This is a genomic window from Amycolatopsis sp. Poz14 (assembly GCF_006704225.1).
Lineage (GTDB): Bacteria > Actinomycetota > Actinomycetes > Mycobacteriales > Pseudonocardiaceae > Amycolatopsis > Amycolatopsis nivea.
This window is the reverse complement of sequence record NZ_JACLHD010000001.1, coordinates 6,238,911-6,255,843: the sequence shown is the minus strand read 5'-3', so window position 1 is coordinate 6,255,843 and position 16,933 is coordinate 6,238,911. Positions and strand designations below refer to the sequence as shown.

Sequence of the window (16,933 nt, the reverse complement as noted above, 5' to 3'; positions counted from 1 at the left end):
GCGGGGCACGGAAAGGGGGTGTGGTTCTCCCACCCTGTGCGGTACCCCTCGGCGCAGTGGTTCAAACCTTTCCGGCCGCGCTCTGCCCGCGCGCACCGCCGCCGCGGAACCGGCAGGCAGACTGTTTTGACTGGTCAACGGCGCGAGCGGAGCCTGCTGGGACCACCCCCTCCACCGGAAAGGCGAACCCATGCGCCGAACCCCGCTGATCCTCGCCGCCGTCGCCGCCGTGTCGATGGCCGCCGCGCCCGCGCAGGCAGCCGAAACCTGGACCACGGTGTTCGAGGACACCTTCGACGGCCCGGCAGGCACCGGTCTCGACCCGCAGAACTGGCTCTACGACAAGGGAACCGGCTACCCCGGCGGCGCGGCGAACTGGGGCACCGGCGAGATCGAAACGTCCACCGACTCGACGGACAACGTCTACCACGACGGGGCCGGGCACCTGGTGATCAAGCCGCTGCGCGACGCGAACGGCGCGTGGACGTCCGGCCGGATCGAAACCCAGCGCACCGACTTCGGCGCGCCGGCGGGCGGGCAGATGGAAATGAGCGCGACGATCCAGCAGCCGAATCCGGAGCACGGTCTCGGCTACTGGCCCGCGTTCTGGGCGATGGGCGCGGACGCGCGGCCGGTCGGCGCGACGAACTGGCCCAGCATCGGCGAACTGGACATCATGGAGAACGTGAACGCGCTGGACAAGCATTCCAGCACGTTCCACTGTGGACAATGGGCGGGGGAGTGCCACGACCCGGACGGGATCAGCAGCGACCTGCAGGACTGCGCCGGCTGCAAGACCGGGTACCACACGTACTCGGTGGTGGTGGACCGCCGGGACGCGGCCGCGGAGGAACTGCGGTTTTCCTTGGACGGCAAGGAAACTTTCGCGGTGAAGCAGAACCAGGTGTCCGACGCCACCTGGAAGGCCGCGGTGGACCACGGGTTCTTCGCGATCTTCGACGTGGCGATCGGCGGGTCTTATCCGAATAAGGTGTGCGGGTGCACCAGCCCGGGAGCGGACATCACGCCGGGGGCGGGGATGAGCATCGACGCGTTCTCGGTGAAGGTCAGCGAAAGCTGATTTTCGGCCACGGATCGATCCGGACGCGGCCGAACCGCGGCGTCGACCACCCGACGCGCTCGGCCGCGTCCGGATCGGTGAACACCAGGACCGACTCGTCGAGCCGGCAGAACCGCAGCCCTGCTGCGTACTCCACCAGTTCGCCCGCGACCAGCACCAGCGGCCGGCCGCCGACGCGCAGACCGACTTCGGCGAGCACGCCTCCTTCAGCGAAGACCACGACGTCCTCGACCGGGCCGGTCGGCAGCCCGCTCAGCGCTGTCCAGCGGTAGATGCCGTCCCACAACTCGCGGTTCGCGAAGCGGGGGTCCGCTCGGCGGTGCGGCCACAGCCCGAAGAGGTCGTCGTCTTGGTAGGTGCCGATCATCAGCGCGCGGCCGTCGTCCAAGCACGCCTGCATGCCCCACAACTGCAGGCAGGGCACCGCGGGGTCGGTGAACTGGGGGTCGCCGTCCGGCCCTTCCTCCCACAACGCCATTTCCACGCCGGCCCACGACTCGATGCTCCTGCCGCGCAGCGAATCGAAATCCTGCGCCCGCTCGACCAGCCACTCGTTGTGCGTCACGGCACAAGTATCCCGAAGAAGTCCGTGCTCAGTGCCTCTCCGGACTACCGCTCTTGCCCTCCCGGCCAGGCCGCCGCGTGCCGCGCGCCGTCGCGGGGCCGGATAGGTACCGTGATCACCGCAGCAGCGGGAAGAGGGGAACTAAGTGAGCAATCCATTGGTCGCGCCGGTGAAGGAGACCTCGGCGGTGGCCGGGGTCCCGTTGCTGGAGGACGCCACCGGGCTCAAGGAGGCGATCGAGAGCAAGAACTGGGCCGCGGTCGCGATCGGGGCCGTCGGCACCGCGATCGACGTGCTCACCGCGGTCATGGACCCGTTCGGCGCGATCTTCGCCGCGGGCGTCGGCTGGCTGATGGAGCACGTCGGCCCGCTCAAGGAAGCTCTCGACGCGCTCACCGGCAACGCCGACCAGATCAGTTCCCAGGCCCAGACCTGGACCAACGTCGCCAAGGAACTCGAAGGCGTCTCCGCCGAACTCGGCGAGCTGGTCAAGAAAGACCTCGAGAGCTGGCAGGGCGACGCCGCCGACAGCTACCGCAAGCGGGCCGAGGACACTTCCGCGCTGATCGCCAGCGCCCAGAAAGGGTCCGAGGGCGCGGCGAGCGGGGTCAAAACCGCGGGCGAGATCGTCGCGGCGGTCCGGTCGCTGGTGCGCGACACCATCGCCGACCTCGTCGGGCACCTCATCTCGTGGGCGCTGCAGGTCCTGCTCACCGCGGGGATCGGGATGGCCTGGGTCGGCCCGCAGGTCGCCGCGGCCGTCGCGAAGACCGCGTCCCGGATCACCCAGATCACCACCAAGCTGGTCAAGGCTCTCAAGGCGCTCATCCCGCTGCTGAAGAAGGCCGGGACGCTGTTCGAGGACGCGGGCAAGGCGCTGAAGGGGCTCAAGGGCGGCAAGAATGCCCCGGCGCCGAAGCCCAAGGACATCAACGTCAAATCCGAGGGCGGCGGCACCCGGTCGCATCCGGGCGGCGACGACAGCACGCACATGTCCGGAGCCGGAGGCGGCGGAGGACACCAAGGCAACAGCGGCAACACCCACCCCAGCGGCTCGGAAGGCGGCGGCCAGGGCGGCGGCCACGAAGGCGGCCAAGGCGGCGGCGGGCCGCACGAGTCCGGCGGCAACGAGGTGCACCCCTCCTCGACGCAGCAGCCGAGGGGCAACCAGAGCCAGAACCCGGCCGAACACCACACGGACCCCAACGAGATCAAGGGCTGCGGCGACCCGATCGACGTCGCCACCGGCGCGGTGTACCTGGTCCAGGAAGACCTGAACCTGCCCGGCGTGCTGCCCCTGACCGTGGAACGCACCCACCGCTCGACCTACCGCTCCGGCGGATTCTTCGGCCCCACCTGGTCCTCGACGCTGGACGAACGCCTGGAGGTCGGCGACGACGGCCTGCACTACGCCGCCCCGAACGGCGTGCTCGTGCGCTTCCCCTTCCCGCAAGGCATCGAGGCCGTCGCCACCGACGACGGGCCTTACCTCGCGCTGCGCCGGGTGACCACCGGGTTCATCGTCGGCGACCCGCAGAGCAGCGTCATCCGCCACTTCACCGGCGAACCCGGCGACCGCGTCCTGCGGCTGCACGCCCTGGCCGACAGCTCGGGCAACCGGATCGACTTCCGCTACGAGGGCGGCGTGCCGGTCGCCATGGAGCACTCCGGCGGCTACCGCGTGACGGTCGAATCGGCGGACGGCCTGGTCACCGCGCTGCGCGTGCCGGACGCGCCGGTGGCGGTGCGGGAGTATCGCTACGACTCCGCGCGGCGGCTGACCGAGGTGGTCGACGCGGTCGGCACCTCGCACAAATTCCGCTACGACGCCGACGGCCGGATGGTGCGCTGGGACGACGTCAACGGCCGCTGGTACAGCTACCACTACGACAGCGACGGCCGGTGCGTGCGCGCCCAGGGCGACGGCGGCTATCTCGACACCGAACTGTCTTACGAAAACCTCGCCACCACGGTCACCGACTCGCTCGGCGCGGTCACCCGCTACCAGCTCAACGAGCAGCTGAAGGTCGTCGCCGAAACCGATCCGCTCGGCAACACCTCGACCACCGAGTACGACGAGTTCGGCCGGGTCATCGCCAGGACCGACGCGCTCGGCCACGTCACCCGCTGGGAGTTCGACGAGGTCGGCAATGTCGCCGCAGTGACGCGCCCGGACGGTTCGCGGCTGGTCAACGAGTACGACGAGCGGGGCCTGCCGGTCTCCACCACCGGTCCCGCGGGCGACGTCTGGCGCTACGAGTACGACGAACAAGGCAGCCTGGTCAAGGAAACCGACCCGGCGGGCGGGGTCACCGCCTACACCTACCACCCGGACACCGGCGCGATCGCGACGCGGACCGACGCCCTCGGCGGCATCACCCGGTTCGAGTCCGACGCGGCCGGCCTGCCCACGAAGATCACCGCCCCCGACGGCGCGGTGACCCGATACTCCTACGACGCGCTCGGCGCGATCACCTCGATCACCGGCCCGACCGGCGCGTCCGTGGAACGAGTGCGCGACGCGGCGGGCAACCTGGTGCAGCAGCGCAACGCCGACGGCACGGTCAGCAAGTTCGGCTTCAAAGCCGCGGGCAACGTCGAGGAGTCGGTCGACCCGCGCGGCGGCGTGCACCGTGTCGAGTACGGCGCGTTCGGCCTGCCGCTGTCCGCGCAGGACCCCGACGGCGGCGTCCGGCGGTTCGGCTACGACACCGAACTGCGGCTGACCACGGTGACGAACGAACGCGGCCTGGTCTGGCGCTACGAGTACGACCAGGCGGGTCGCGTCGTGGCGGAAACCGACTACAACGGCCGGGTTTTGCGCTATGGCTACGACGCGGCGGGCCGCCTCGTGCGCCGGGTCAACGCGGCCGGGCAGGCGATCGACATCGAGTACGACGCGCTCGGCCGGCTCGTGCGGCGCACCGCCGCCGACGACGTGGCCGAATTCGCCTACGACCACGACGGCCGGATGGTGCTGGCGCGCAACGGCGAGACCGAGGTCCGCTTCGAGTACGACGCGCTCGGACAGCTGGTGTCCGAGTCGATCAACGGCCGCGTCGTGCGGTCGGAATTCGACGCGCTCGGCAGGCGAGTCGGCCGCCGCACGCCCACCGGCGCGGAATCGTCGTTCGGCTACGACTCCGCGGACCGCCCGACCGCGGTCACCACCGCGGGCCGCACCCTGCGGTTCGAATACGACGCCGCCGGACAGGAAACGGTGCGCCGCCTCTTCGCCGGGACCGCGCCGGTGGCGGAGCTGCGGCAGGACTGGACCTCGACCGGGCGGCTGCGCGGGCAGACCGTGCTGCGCGGCGCGGCCACCGTGCAGCAGCGCGACTACCGCTACCTGCCGGACGGAAACCTGTACACGACCGGAGACCTGCTGTCCGGGCCGCGCGCGTTCGAGGTCGGCGCGGGCGGACGGGTCACCGCGGTCCGCGGCCCGAAATGGCAGGAGAGCTACCGCTACGACGCGGCCGGCGCGGTCGCCGAAGCTGGCTGGCCCGGCGACCCGGCCGCGGCGGGCCCCCGCGCCTACCGCGGCACGCTCATCGAGTCCGCCGGCGAAACCCGCTACACCCACGACGCCGAGGGCCGCGTCGTGACACGGGAACGCCGCGGGCAGCGGTGGGAATACCAGTGGAATTCGGCGAGCAGGCTGACCGGCGTGCGCACCCCGGACGGCACGGTCTGGCGCTACCGCTACGACGCGCTCGGCAGGCGCGTCGCCAAGCAGCGCCTCGACCCGGCGGGCGCGGTGGCCGAGCAGATCGAATTCGCCTGGGACCACTACCGGCCCGCCGAGCAGGTGCACAGCGCGCCCGGCCGCCCGCAGGTCGCGACCGTGTGGGACTGGCTGCCCGACTCCGACCGGGTGCTCGCGCAGACCGAGCGGAAGCTCGGCGAACGCGTCGACGAACGCTTCCACGCCATCGTCACCGACCTGGTCGGCGCGCCCGCCGAACTGGTCGACAGCGCCGGCGCGCTCGCCGGGCACCAGCGCACCTCGCTGTGGGGCGCGGTCGTGTCCGAAGGCGGGAACGCGCGCACCCCGCTGCGTTTCCCCGGCCAGTACTACGACCCGGAAACCGGGCTGCACTACAACATGCACCGCTACTACGACCCGGAAACCGGCCGCTACCTCTCGCACGACCCGCTCGGCCTCAACCCGTCCCCGGACTCGCAGGCCTACGTGGACAACCCGACCGCGATGATCGACCCGCTCGGCCTCAACCCGCTGCCGACCGGGCCGTGCCCCAAGAAGCTGAAGGAAATGGAGGAGCAGCAGGCCGGCAACAAGCGCAAACGCGACGACGACGCCGCGCCCGACGCGCCCCCGGCCAAGAAGGCGTCCACCGAACCGTCGAATCCGCCCGGCACCTACGGCGACCGCAACCCCGAGGCGGCCCGCGTGGGGAAGAACCACGGCTACCAGTTCGACGGGCACCGGACCAACCAGCACGAGCACGTCGGCGTCCACCAGGCCGCCGCGGACAACGGCAGCGGCCTGCCGCGGAAGCGTTCCGACGAAACGGACCTCGAGCACGCGGCCTACAGCTACACCGAAACCCACGACCTGCACCGCAAGCACCCGGGCACCGGGAGCGGCAACCGGATGCACACATCCGGTTTCACCAGCGGGAAAGCGCACGACGAACACCAGCTGAGCTACGCCTACGCGCAGCGGCGGGCCTACGAGCGCAAGGACACGTCGGACCTGCTGCAGCTCAACCAGATGGGCTACGCGCACATGGACGGCAAGTACACCCGGCCGACCTATCAGGTGCCGGGCCGCCAGCCGCACAACACCTATCTGAGCCCGCAGGAAAAGGTCTACCACGGCGACGACCCGAACCACGTCCACCATCCGGATTTCCACGACCCGAAACACGGCATCCACACCTACGGGAACAAAACCAAACCGGTCCCCGGCGAGCATTACCCGGACGGTTCCGAAGTGCGGCACCGGATCGAGAACACCGACAAGCAACGGGAGGATTCGGCCGCCGCCTACAAACAGCGGGCCGAGGACGCGAAGGCCGAACAGGAACGCCGCGACTACCTCGCCGAGCACCGCAGCGAAATCGAAAACGGCAACGACGCCAAGCTCAAAAAGGACCTCAGCGACTTCGACGAGGAACAGAAGTACCTGCGCGGGTCCAAGGACTCCTACCAGCACATGGTCGACGAGATGTACGGCACCGGCAAGGGCATGCCGTACAACCCCGCTCCGGGCACCAAAGAGTACGACGACATGGTCAAGAACGGGGAGTCCTTCGCGCGCACCGACCCGCTCACCGCGGGCGGCCGGGCCGAGGCGCATCTGGCCTACGAACAGCGTCAGACCGGCCAATACCCCCAGGGAACCGCCGACGAACTGCTCGACAAATGGGGATTCCAGGCTCCGAAGGACAAAAACGACCCGACGTGGCAGCGGTGGCAGAACGGCGATTACGACCCGCCGGAGCTGCGCAAATACGACGGTGAGACACCCATTTCCGCCGAGAAGCGCGCGGAGATGAAGGAAATGGAGGAAAGGGCGATCGCGCAGCGGATGCGGACCCTGGACCTGGACCGGAGCGAGGGCAGGAGCTGACGCGTTTTTTCCGGCGCGGGGATCAGCCCGCGCCGGAAAGATCCGTCGTCTCGGCCAGCCGGGTCGCCACGTCCAGCAGCGCGGCCGGGCGCGGGCCGTCCGCGCGCCACACCACGACCGTGTGCGCGGTTTCGCCCTCCAGCGGCACGAACACCACCCCGGTGCGGCGCAGGCTGTGCGCTGAGCCCGCCAGCCTCGTCACGCCGACCCCGGCCGCGACCAGCCCCAGCAGGCCCTGCACGGTCGCGGTGCGCTGCACGACGTCCGGAGTGAACCCGGCCGCGGCGAAATCGGCGTCGTACTTGCGGTGCCAGGGATCCCACGACGCGCGCGGCGTCAGCACCCACGGCTCGTCCGCGAGGTCGGCCAGGCGCAGCGTCGGACGGTCGGCCAGTCGATGGCCCGAGGGCAGGACGGCGCAGACCTGCTCGGTCAGCAGGACGTGCGTCGCCAGACCGTCGACCAGCGGCGGACGGGTGAAACCGGCGTCGAAGCGGCCGTCGAGGACCCCGTCGACGAGCTCCGCGATCGAGACTTCCGCGGTCGTGACGGTCAGCTCCGGGAGTTGCTCCCGCACCGCGCGCACGACCGGCGGAAGCAGGTAATTCGCCGTGCTGGCAAGAAAAGCCAGCCGCAGCGCGCCGATCTCGCCGCGGACCGCGCGAGCGACCGTCGCCACCGCGGCGTCAGCGCGGGCGAGCACCGCGCGCGCTTCGGGCAGGAACAGTTCGCCGACCGGGGTGAGCCGGGTGCCGCGGGCGTCGCGGTCGAAGAGCTGCGCGCCGAGCTGGCGTTCCAGCACGGAAATCTGCTGCGACAGCGACTGCTGCGCGATGTGCAGAGCCGTGGCCGCACGCGTGAAGCTCGTCGTCTCGGCGACGGCGACGAAGTAGCGCAGCTGCCGCAGCTCAGGGGTCACAGGCTGAGACTGTAGCCCGCCAGCGAACCGGTGTTGGCGGACCCCGGCAGGCACACGCCACGATCGGAGGCGGAAGAACCACTGGAGGGACTGCTCAATGACCGAGGAAACCGACGGCCGCGTCTGGCTGATCACCGGGTGCTCGAGCGGCTTCGGCCGCGAACTCGCCCAGGCCGCGCTGGCCGCGGGGGACCGGGTTCTCGCGACCGCACGCGACCCGGAGACGCTCGCCGACCTCGCCGAGGCGGGCGGGGACCGGGTGCGCACCGCCGCGCTGGACGTCACCGACCCGGCCCGGATCGACGCCGCCGTGCGGACCGCGCTGGACGAGTTCGGCCGGATCGACGTGCTGGTCAACAACGCCGGCCACGGTTCGGTCGGCGCCGTCGAGGAACTGACGATGCCCGAACTGCGCGCGGTGCTGGAGGTGATGTTCTTCGGCGCGGTCGCGATGACCAAGGCCGTCGTCCCGCTGCTGCGGGAACAGGGGAGCGGCACGATCGTGCAGATGAGTTCGATGGGCGGACTGCTCGCGCCGCCCGCGTTCGGGGCCTACTGCGCGGCGAAATTCGCCCTGGAGGGCCTGTCCGAGGCGCTCGCGGCGGAGGTCGAACCGCTCGGGGTCAAGGTGCTGATCGTGGAGCCGGGCGCGTTCCGGACGTCGTTCGGCGGCACCGCGATGCACCGCTCCCGCAAGATCGACGCCTACGCCGAATCGACCGCCGCCACCCGCGCCGCGATCGAGGGGATGGACGGGACGCAGCCCGGTGATCCGGCGAAGGCGGCAGCAGCGATCTTGCAGGCGGTCGACGCGCCCGACGCGCCGCTGCGGCTCGCGCTCGGCGGCGACGCGGTGGACGCGATCCGCGGCAAAATCGGTGCGCTGACCCAGGATCTCGACTCCTGGGAGAAAGTCAGCCGAGCCACCGCGCTGGACTGAGACGCGGGGTTTCGGTCCGTGAAGGACTCCTTGGGGGAATCAGATTCCCGCAAGGAGCCCTTCACGGACGCAGGGACCCGGTCGAGTCACGGATAATTCGGGACGTTGACCGGCTTGGTGCCGTCCGGGGTCACGTCGCCCGTGTCGTTCACGACGTGGGTGATCGTGCCGCGGTGGTTCAGCGACACCGTGAGCAGGCTGTGCAGCTTCACCCCACCGTTCTGCGGCACCTCGAACGCGTGATAGCTCGCAACCGCCGGGTTGGTGTCGAAGAAGCAGTAACTGCCCAAGCCCCACGCCTCGTGCGACGTCACGTCCGGGCCGACCTTGTACGCGGCGTACCCGGCGGTGCCGGGCGCGGAGTTCCACGAGGCCTGATCCGGGACGTCGTAAGGCATTTCGTTCTGGAAGAAGATCGTCTTTCCGTTCTGGCCGTTCCACACCACCTGGAACTTCTGGTAATGCTCCACAAACAGCCCGGTCGCGGTCACGTTGTCGCCGTTGACGAGCACTCCGGTGTCGGCGGTGTTCGTGGTCCAGCCGACCGTGCCGCTATTGCCGTGGTCCGCGCGCCACGCCCAGACATGGTCGACGATGGTGTTGTCGCTGTTCACCACGAGACTGTTGGTCGCCTTGCCGGCCAGATCGCCGCCGACGCGGAAGAACACGTCCTGCAGCGACGTCGGATTCGCCGCGTGGCTCGTGTGCTTCCCGCTTTCGCCGACGGTCAGCAGCGCCTGCGAATTCTGCGTGCCCGCGTCGAACAGCAGGCCCTTCACCCGCACACCGTCCACATCGGACACGTGCATCGCGTCGACGCCGTTGTCCGGGACCAGCGTCGGGTAACCGATGCCGAGCACCGTCGTGCCCGGGCGGGTCACGTTCAGCGTCTGGTCGAGGTGGTACGCGCCGGGGGTGAAGAACAGGTTGCAGCCGGCGTCGAGGGAGCTGTTGATGCTCTCCGCGGTGTCGCCGGGCTTCACGACGCGGAACTGGCTCATCGGGACGGAATCGCCGGGCGTGCCGCCGTTCGCCCAGCTCGGCCCGGACGCGTTCGTGCGCAGGGACGGCAGGAAGACGCGGTAGTTGCCGCCGTTGTCCACGTACAGGTACGGCACGTCGCGCGAGACCGGCGTGGTGTCGAGCGTCGTTTCCGGCGGGTTCGGGAACGAATTGGCGGGCGCGCCGGTGGTCCCGGAGAAGACCATGTTCCACACGCCGCCGTCCCAGCTGCCCAGCGCCGAATCCCGCGTGTACCACTGCTGTTGCGACACCGACGCGGCCTGCCCGGACACGCGGGTGTCGGCGACGTAGCCGCCGCTCGCGTACCCGTAGCTGGCCGGGAACAGCTGCAGCCCGCCCTTGATGTCCATCCGGCGGAACGGCGCGGCCTGCGACACCGCCCACCGGTCGCTGCCGCTGGAAGGCGTGACGGCCATGTTCTCCGCCGAACGCCAGAAGTTCTGCAGCGCGGAGCCCTGGTCGGACTCGTTGAAGGCGTCCACGGTGATGTCGCCGTTGATCTGGACGTCGTCCGGGTTCTGGCCGAGCCCGGCGACGGAGGTGTAGAAGCCGACGTTGTCGTGCACCGCGTAGGCGCCCGGCTTGAACAGGTGCGCGACGCGGCCCGAGCCGAACTGCGCGGTCTGGGTGTCCTTCTGCGCCTCGAAGTCCTTGTCCAGCTGGGCCTGGATGGTCGCGGAGGGCATTCCCGGGTCGAAAATGTGCACGTTCGGCCCGAAGTCCGGCTGATCGGACTGGCCGGTGCAGCCCGCCTGCCCGGACGCTGGGGCCGCGGCGGCGGGGACGGCGATCCCGGCCGCGGCGAGCAGCGCCAGCGCGATCAGTGCTGGTCCGCGGGATCGGGACGGCCGCCCGGGTGGTCGATGAGTCCGGTTCACGTGGGGACACCTCCGCCGGTAGGGAAATTGCCAACCAGTTTGTGGTCGGCCACAACAAATTAAACGCCCAGCTCGGCACCGCCGGTCACAACTCGGTCACAGTTGTCTGGACCACTGGCGGGATTCCGGCTATCGGAAACTCGTTCACGTCCGGGTGACGCAGCCAGCCTCGCGCCGCGTTGTGCCCCACGATGGGCCGTGGACCTGCCGCCGTGAAGATCGGAGTCTCGGTGACCCGGACAGCAACGGACAACCCCTGGCGGCTCGGCTTGGCCGCCGTCGTGTCGGTCGTGGCGCTGGCGTGCGGCGTCGCGACTGCCGGACCGGCCGCCGCCGCGGACTACTCGAAGGCCGGCGAGAACGTTGCCGGTTCACAAATTCTGCGGCACGAGGGCGTGCAAAGCGGGAGCCCGCGGTTCGACCCGGCGACCGGGCAGACCCTCGGCCACGACGTGAGCGGGCACCAGGGCGCGGTCGACTGGGGCCAGGCCGCGGGCGCGGGCGCGCGGTTCGCCTACGTCAAGGCGACCGAGGGCACCGGGTTCGTGAGCCCGCAGTTCGACCAGCAGTACCACGGCGCGCACAACGCGGGCCTGATCCGCGGCGCGTACCACTTCGCCCGCCCGGACGTCTCCAGCGGCGCACAGCAAGCCGACTACTTCATCGCCCACGGGGGCGCGTGGCGCGGCGACGGCACGACGCTGCCGGGCGCGCTGGACATCGAATACAACCCCTACGGCGACGCCTGCTACGGCAAGAGCCAGGCCGACATGACCGCGTGGATCGCCGACTTCACCCACCGGTACCTGGCGAAACAGCGCCGCAGCGCGATCATCTACACCTCGACGTCGTGGTGGAAGCTCTGCACCGGCAACGCGGGCGGGTTCGGCGACACCAACCCGCTGTGGCTCGCCCGGTACGCCCCGCAGATCGGCGAACTCCCGGCGGGCTGGGACAAGCAGAGCATCTGGCAGTTCTCGCGCACCGGCAGCCTGCCCGGCGACCAGAACTACTACAACGGCCCGATGAACCGCGTGCAGGCACTCGCCAGGGGAGGCGGTTCGTCGGCGTGATCGCCTGAAAAGCCGTACCGGCGGGGGTACGGCCGGTGTTGGATCACCGGGTGACTTTCGCGATCGGACTCTTCGACCTCTTCACCTACGCGATCCCGGGCGCCCTGCACCTGGCGGTCCTGGCCTACCTCGCCGGACGGCTGCACTGGATCGACCTCGCCGCCGTCTCGCGCGGCCCGGGCGTGGTGCTGGTGATCGGGATCGCGGTGGCCAGCTACCTCCTCGGATACCTGGCGTACCCGCTCGGCGCGCGGGCCGGGCGGTGGCTGCCGCGGCGGCGGAAGCGGAACCCGCGGGAGGAGTTCCTGCGCCGCAACCCTTCCGCGCGCGGCCAAGCGTTCGTCGAGGCGGATCCGTTCCTGCTGCTTTCGGCCCTGCAACTGCACGACGCGGACGCGGCCCTGGAAGCGACCCGGCTGCGCACCGCCGGGCTGATGCTGCGCAATTCCAGCCCGGCGATGGCGTTCGGATTCGTGACCGCGGTGGTCGAGCTGATCGTCGGGCCGCATCCGGTGTTCGCGGCGTGCGCGGCGGTCCTGTTCGCGGCGGCGTTTCCGGCGTTGGTCGCACAGGGCAGGTTGCTGTCGTATTGGGCGAGTGTGAAGACGCTGGAGCTGAGTTTCTGGGTGCCGGAGGTGGAGGAGACCCTGGCGGCTAGGCAGAAGACGGAGTGATGGCGGCTTCGTGCCAGGCGACGTTGGCGCCGAGCGCTGCAGTGAGCCGGGAGATGGTCTCGCGGGTGCTCTGGTCGTTGACGTGCTCGGGAAGCCAGGCGCAGGCGAGGTAAGCGCCAGCGACGTCAGCGGATGCGCACGCAGCGGCGAGGCATTCTTCGATCCGGGCGACGGAAGGGCCGGGACCGGACGGGAAGCGCGCCCCGGGGAGTTCGGCGCTGTCGATCACGTCGATGTCGAGGTGGACGTAGACGGGAATCGGGCCCAGCTCGGCGAGGGCGGTGGTGATGGCGGCGGGGTCGGCAGGCACGCGGCGGACGCGGCTGGCGGCGAGCGCGTTGCGTTCGGCGGGGTCGAGGTCGCGGGCGTCGGCGAGCACGACACTGGTGTCGGGGACGGGGCGCAGGCCGAGCGGGTCGTCGAACAGGCCCTCGGTGCGGCCGGTGAGCATCGCCAGTGCCATGCCGCCGATGTAGCCGCTGGTGGAGATCTTGGGCGTGTTGAAGTCGCCGTGCGCGTCGAGCCACAGGACGGCGAGGTCGTGGTGGCGACGCTGCAGCGCGGCCACCGCGGCGCGGCTCGTGGGGCAGTCGCCGGAGAGCACCAACGGCTTGGCGGCCCGGGCCACTGCGTTGGCTGTCGCCTGGTGCAGCAGGTTCATTCGGGCGGGTACGGACTCCGCGGGCAGGACCGGCGGGACGACCTGGGTCGCGGAGGCGGGCACGGGGAAGTCCGGGAGGTGCTGGTCGAGGTGCCAGGGCGTGACGATCAGGTCCCACAGGCCGTCGGGGTCAGCCACGAGGTTTCTCGCTTTCGTCGTGGTGGGCGAGCAAGTCGAGCAACCGCCCCAATTCGGCGGCGCCTGCTTGCAGATGTGCGGTGATTCCGGCTCTGGCTTCGCTCCGGGTGCCGTGCAGGGCGTCCAGCAGCTGGCGGTGGTCGTCGGTGGCGCGGCCGAGTTCGCGGCGCGAGCGTTCGGCCAGTGCGAGGGCGAGGCGTTGTTCTTGCTGGAGCTGCGCGTGGAAGCGGCACAGCCGGGGACTGCCGGTGGCGCTGACGAGGGTGGCGTGGAAGAGCCGGTCGCTGTCGAGCGCGGTGGCGGTGTCGTCCTGGTCGAAGGCTTGCTCGATCCGGTCCACTAGGTCGGCCAGCTGCCGGTAGATCTCCGGGTCGCGGTGTTCGGTGAGAGCGTCGGCCGCGGTGAGTTCGACGGACGTGCGGGCGGCGTAGATGTCGGCGACGTCCGGACCGGTGACGTCCGCGACGACGATGCCGCGGTTCATCCGGTACCGGACCAGTCCCTCGCTTTCGAGAGTCCGCGCGGCCTCGCGGAGGGTGCTGCGGGAGACCCCGAGTTCGGCGGCGAGCGCGGCTTCGCGCAGCGGAGTGCCGGGCGGCAGCCGGAGGGACAGGATCGCCTGCCGGACGGCTTCGGCTGCCTGCTCGGCGGTGCTGCGCCGCTGGATGTTCGCACCCAGGCCCTCGATCGTCATCATTCCCCCTGCCCGCCTCGGTGTGCGCACTAGATTGCCAGATTGTCCGACAATCGGGCAAGACTCTACGCACGCGAAAAGTCCCGGCCGCGAACCGCGACCGGGACTTCCGGGACGAACTGGGTCAGCGACCCCTGAACCGCGCCGCCAGGGCGGCGATCGGCGATCGGCGGCCCCGCAGCGGAACCTCGCCGGAGGTGATGTCTGCCAGCAGCGTCGCCACCGTCTCCTTCGCGCACGTGCGGTTCGCGCCGATTCCGCCCGACGGGCCGCGCTTGATCCAGCCGACCACGTACGTACCGGTCCGGCCCTCGACGCGGCCCGCGGTGTTCAGGATCGTCCCAGTGGCGTCGTCGAACGGGAGACCGGGCACCGGGCGGCCGCGATAGCCCACGGCGCGCACCACCTGACCAGCAGCGATCTCGACCGGTCCGGAAGGTCCGTCGACGCGCAGTCCGCGCACCTGCCGGTCGCCGGTGATCTCGGCCGGGGCCGAGTGGAAGCGCAGCACGATCCGGCGCGGACCGTCCGCGGGAGGGGCGGTCCAGTCGACGGTTTCGCGCGCCAAGTCCTTCAGCAGCGCGGCTTTTCCGGTGCCCGCGTCGATCGCCGCGGCGGTGCGCGGGTCTTCGGTGTCGACGACGAGCGGCACGTTCTCCCGCTGCGCCAACGCGATCAGCTCGGGCGAGGTGTACGCGGCGTCTTCCGGGCCGCGCCGCGCGAGCAGCACTACCTCGCGGACCTTGCTGGAGCGCAACCGTTCCAGCGCGTGCGGGGCGATGGTCGTGCCGTCGAGATCGTCCGGGTCGGCGGTGAGGATCCGGGCCACGTCGAGTGCGACGTTGCCGGTGCCGATCAGCACGACCCGCTCCGCGGAGAGGTCGACCGCGTGCGCGGGGACGTCCGGGTGGCCGTTGTACCAGGCGACGACCGTCGTCGCGGCGAGGCTGCCGGGCAGGTCCTCGCCGGACAGGCCGAGGGTGCGCGCGGAAGAGGCGCCGACCGCGTAGATCACCGCGTCGTGCCGCTCGGCCAGCTCGTCGGCCGTCACGTGGCGGCCGACCTCGACGCCGAGCTTCAGCTTCAGCCGCGGGTGGTCGTGGAACCGGGAGAACGTCTCGCCGATCCGCTTGGTGTCCGGGTGGTCCGGGGCGACGCCGAAGCGCACGAGACCGCCCGCGACCGGCAGCCGGTCGATCAGCGTGACGCGCGCGTTGGTGTGCAGCAACAGGTCTTCCACCGCGTACATCCCGGCCGGGCCGGTGCCGACGACGGCCACGTCCGCGGGCTCGAGGTCGCTCGGGATCTCCCGATCGAACGTCGGCGGGCCCCAGCGGTGGAAGTTCGGCGCCGGGTTCGCGGCGACCGGCGGGCGGTCGGCGAAGAAGTCCGCGTTGATCCCCGCGTAGACCTTCATCGAATCGGTCAGCAGGTCCACCGGGAAGATCGCGTCGACCGGGCACGCGTCGGCGCACGCACCGCAGTCGATGCACGTGGCCGGGTCGACGTAGAGCATCTCGGTGGTGCCGAAGTCCGGCTCGTCCGGCGTCGGGTGGATGCAGTTGACCGGGCAGACCGACACGCACGTCGCGTCGTTGCAGCAGGTCTGGGTGATCGCGAAGGCCATGTCAGATCAGATTCGCCCGCTTGTAGAACACCAGCGCCGGCTTCGTGAGCAGCTCGCACGAGCCGAGGAACTCCATCAGCCCGGCACAGCTGGAGCGCATCATCGACTTGTGGTGCTCGTTGTTCTTCGCCTCGCGCAGCGCGCGCTCGGCGTCCAGCCCGGCGTTCTTGTACACGTCGCGGTTGACCATGCTGCTGACGATGAAGTACGACGCGATCGCGATGACCAGCGCGTTGATCTGACGGCGCACGGCTCCCGCGCCCTCCAGCTGCTCGCGCGTCTCTTCGCGGGCGAACTTCATGTGCCGCGACTCTTCCACGACGTGGATGTTGTTGATGGTGCGCACGAACGGGACCACGCGCTCGTCGCGCATCCAGTCGCGCTGCATCACGTCGAGAACCTCTTCGGCGACCAGGATCGCCGCGTACGCCGCTTCGCCGCTGGCGACCGCCTTGAAGACACGGCCCAGTTCGACGGCGAGCTTGCGCGGCCGGTACGGGGGAGCGCCGAGCTTCTGCGCGCCGCGGGCGAACATGATCGAGTGGCGGCATTCGTCGGCGATCTCGGTGAGCGCCCACTGGAACGCCGGGTCGGTCGGGTCCTTGGCGTAGAAGTCGCGCAGCACCATCTGCTGCAGGATCATCTCGAACCAGATCCCGGTGCTCGCGACCGACGCCGCCTCCTGGCGGGTCAGCTCCTTCTGCTGCTCCGGGGTCATCTCGGCCCAGTAGCTCGTGCCGTAGAGCGTGCTCCACTCCGGGCTGGCCCCGTGGAAGTCCTTGTCCAGCGGGGTTTCCCAGTCGACCTCGGTGGCCGGGTCGTACGACAGGGTCGCGGAGGAGTCGAGCAGCCGCTGCGCGGTCTCGTGCCGGCCGGACGGGGCTGCTTCCGGTGCTCGTTGCACGTCTGCGCTGGTCATTCGGTCCTCCCTGAGCGACATTGGTTAGGCGTTACCGCGATTCACTGTTACCTAAGGTAACACCTATCTGGCCGTATCGCGAGAGGCGCCGGCGAACCGCGTGTCGCCCGTTCGGGCAATCGGGCCGGGGAAAGGCCGCTGA

At 70.3% G+C, this 16,933-nt stretch carries 12 protein-coding genes; 5 read left to right on the top strand and 7 right to left on the bottom strand.

Features of this window, described 5'->3' with window-relative positions; translation table 11 throughout:
* Nucleotides 1-190: 190 nt before the first annotated feature.
* On the top strand, nt 191-1,081 hold the full coding sequence (locus FKO37_RS29265; RefSeq protein WP_051171934.1) for a glycoside hydrolase family 16 protein: 891 nt from the start codon (nt 191-193) through the stop codon (nt 1,079-1,081).
* On the opposite strand, the gene FKO37_RS29260 is transcribed toward FKO37_RS29265, so the two are convergent.
* Nucleotides 1,068-1,646, bottom strand: a complete 579-nt coding sequence (locus FKO37_RS29260; RefSeq protein ID WP_238606592.1) for a hypothetical protein — start codon at nt 1,644-1,646, stop codon at nt 1,068-1,070. The genes FKO37_RS29265 and FKO37_RS29260 overlap by 14 nt on opposite strands.
* 145 nt (nt 1,647-1,791) lie before the next feature.
* Between FKO37_RS29260 and FKO37_RS29255 the strand changes: the two genes are divergently transcribed.
* Nucleotides 1,792-7,245: an RHS repeat-associated core domain-containing protein gene (locus FKO37_RS29255; RefSeq protein WP_238606591.1), complete on the top strand. Its 5,454-nt coding sequence runs from the start codon at nt 1,792-1,794 to the stop codon at nt 7,243-7,245.
* Nucleotides 7,246-7,267: 22 nt separating this feature from the next.
* Here FKO37_RS29255 and FKO37_RS29250 read toward each other — a convergent pair whose 3' ends face one another.
* Nucleotides 7,268-8,164, bottom strand: coding sequence for a LysR family transcriptional regulator (locus FKO37_RS29250; RefSeq protein WP_238606590.1), 897 nt, complete (start codon nt 8,162-8,164; stop codon nt 7,268-7,270).
* Nucleotides 8,165-8,261: 97 nt separating this feature from the next.
* Between FKO37_RS29250 and FKO37_RS29245 the strand changes: the two genes are divergently transcribed.
* The gene (locus tag FKO37_RS29245; RefSeq protein ID WP_238606589.1) at nt 8,262-9,104 is read left to right on the top strand and encodes an oxidoreductase; all 843 of its coding nucleotides are present in this window, start codon (nt 8,262-8,264) and stop codon (nt 9,102-9,104) included.
* 86 nt (nt 9,105-9,190) lie between these two features.
* Here FKO37_RS29245 and FKO37_RS29240 read toward each other — a convergent pair whose 3' ends face one another.
* Nucleotides 9,191-11,005, bottom strand: a complete 1,815-nt coding sequence (locus tag FKO37_RS29240) for a hypothetical protein (RefSeq protein ID WP_238606588.1) — start codon at nt 11,003-11,005, stop codon at nt 9,191-9,193.
* A 230-nt stretch (nt 11,006-11,235) separates the two neighbouring features.
* On the opposite strand from FKO37_RS29240, the gene FKO37_RS29235 reads away from it, so the two are divergent.
* Nucleotides 11,236-12,078 (top strand): lysozyme, encoded by an 843-nt coding sequence (locus tag FKO37_RS29235; protein ID WP_051728577.1) that lies wholly within the window; start codon nt 11,236-11,238, stop codon nt 12,076-12,078.
* Nucleotides 12,079-12,128: 50 nt separating this feature from the next.
* Nucleotides 12,129-12,752, top strand: coding sequence for a hypothetical protein (locus FKO37_RS29230; RefSeq protein ID WP_238606587.1), 624 nt, complete (start codon nt 12,129-12,131; stop codon nt 12,750-12,752).
* On the opposite strand, the gene FKO37_RS29225 is transcribed toward FKO37_RS29230, so the two are convergent.
* The 4 genes from FKO37_RS29225 to FKO37_RS29210 all read right to left on the bottom strand — a co-directional run bounded on the left by FKO37_RS29225 (nt 12,733) and on the right by FKO37_RS29210 (nt 16,791).
* Nucleotides 12,733-13,551: an arginase family protein gene (locus FKO37_RS29225; RefSeq protein ID WP_238606586.1), complete on the bottom strand. Its 819-nt coding sequence runs from the start codon at nt 13,549-13,551 to the stop codon at nt 12,733-12,735. The genes FKO37_RS29230 and FKO37_RS29225 overlap by 20 nt on opposite strands.
* Nucleotides 13,544-14,248 carry a GntR family transcriptional regulator gene (locus tag FKO37_RS29220; protein ID WP_238606585.1) on the bottom strand — a complete coding sequence of 235 codons (705 nt, stop codon included), beginning with the start codon at nt 14,246-14,248 and terminating at the stop codon, nt 13,544-13,546. The genes FKO37_RS29225 and FKO37_RS29220 overlap by 8 nt, the downstream gene beginning before the upstream one ends.
* Before the next feature lie 121 nt (nt 14,249-14,369).
* On the bottom strand, nt 14,370-15,872 hold the full coding sequence (locus tag FKO37_RS29215; RefSeq protein WP_238606584.1) for an FAD-dependent oxidoreductase: 1,503 nt from the start codon (nt 15,870-15,872) through the stop codon (nt 14,370-14,372).
* A 1-nt stretch (nt 15,873) separates the two neighbouring features.
* Nucleotides 15,874-16,791 carry a diiron oxygenase gene (locus FKO37_RS29210; protein WP_238606583.1) on the bottom strand — a complete coding sequence of 306 codons (918 nt, stop codon included), beginning with the start codon at nt 16,789-16,791 and terminating at the stop codon, nt 15,874-15,876.
* Between the last annotated feature and the right edge of the window lie 142 nt (nt 16,792-16,933).

What these genes read in the sequence shown, in the direction of transcription:
- FKO37_RS29215 (WP_238606584.1), bottom strand. Translation starts at nt 15,872, where the DNA reads ATGGCCTTCGCGATCACCCAGACCTGCTGCAACGACGCGACGTGCGTG.
- FKO37_RS29220 (WP_238606585.1), bottom strand. Translation starts at nt 14,248, where the DNA reads ATGATGACGATCGAGGGCCTGGGTGCGAACATCCAGCGGCGCAGCACC.
- FKO37_RS29245 (WP_238606589.1), top strand. Translation starts at nt 8,262, where the DNA reads ATGACCGAGGAAACCGACGGCCGCGTCTGGCTGATCACCGGGTGCTCG.
- FKO37_RS29210 (WP_238606583.1), bottom strand. Translation starts at nt 16,791, where the DNA reads ATGACCAGCGCAGACGTGCAACGAGCACCGGAAGCAGCCCCGTCCGGC.
- FKO37_RS29265 (WP_051171934.1), top strand. Translation starts at nt 191, where the DNA reads ATGCGCCGAACCCCGCTGATCCTCGCCGCCGTCGCCGCCGTGTCGATG.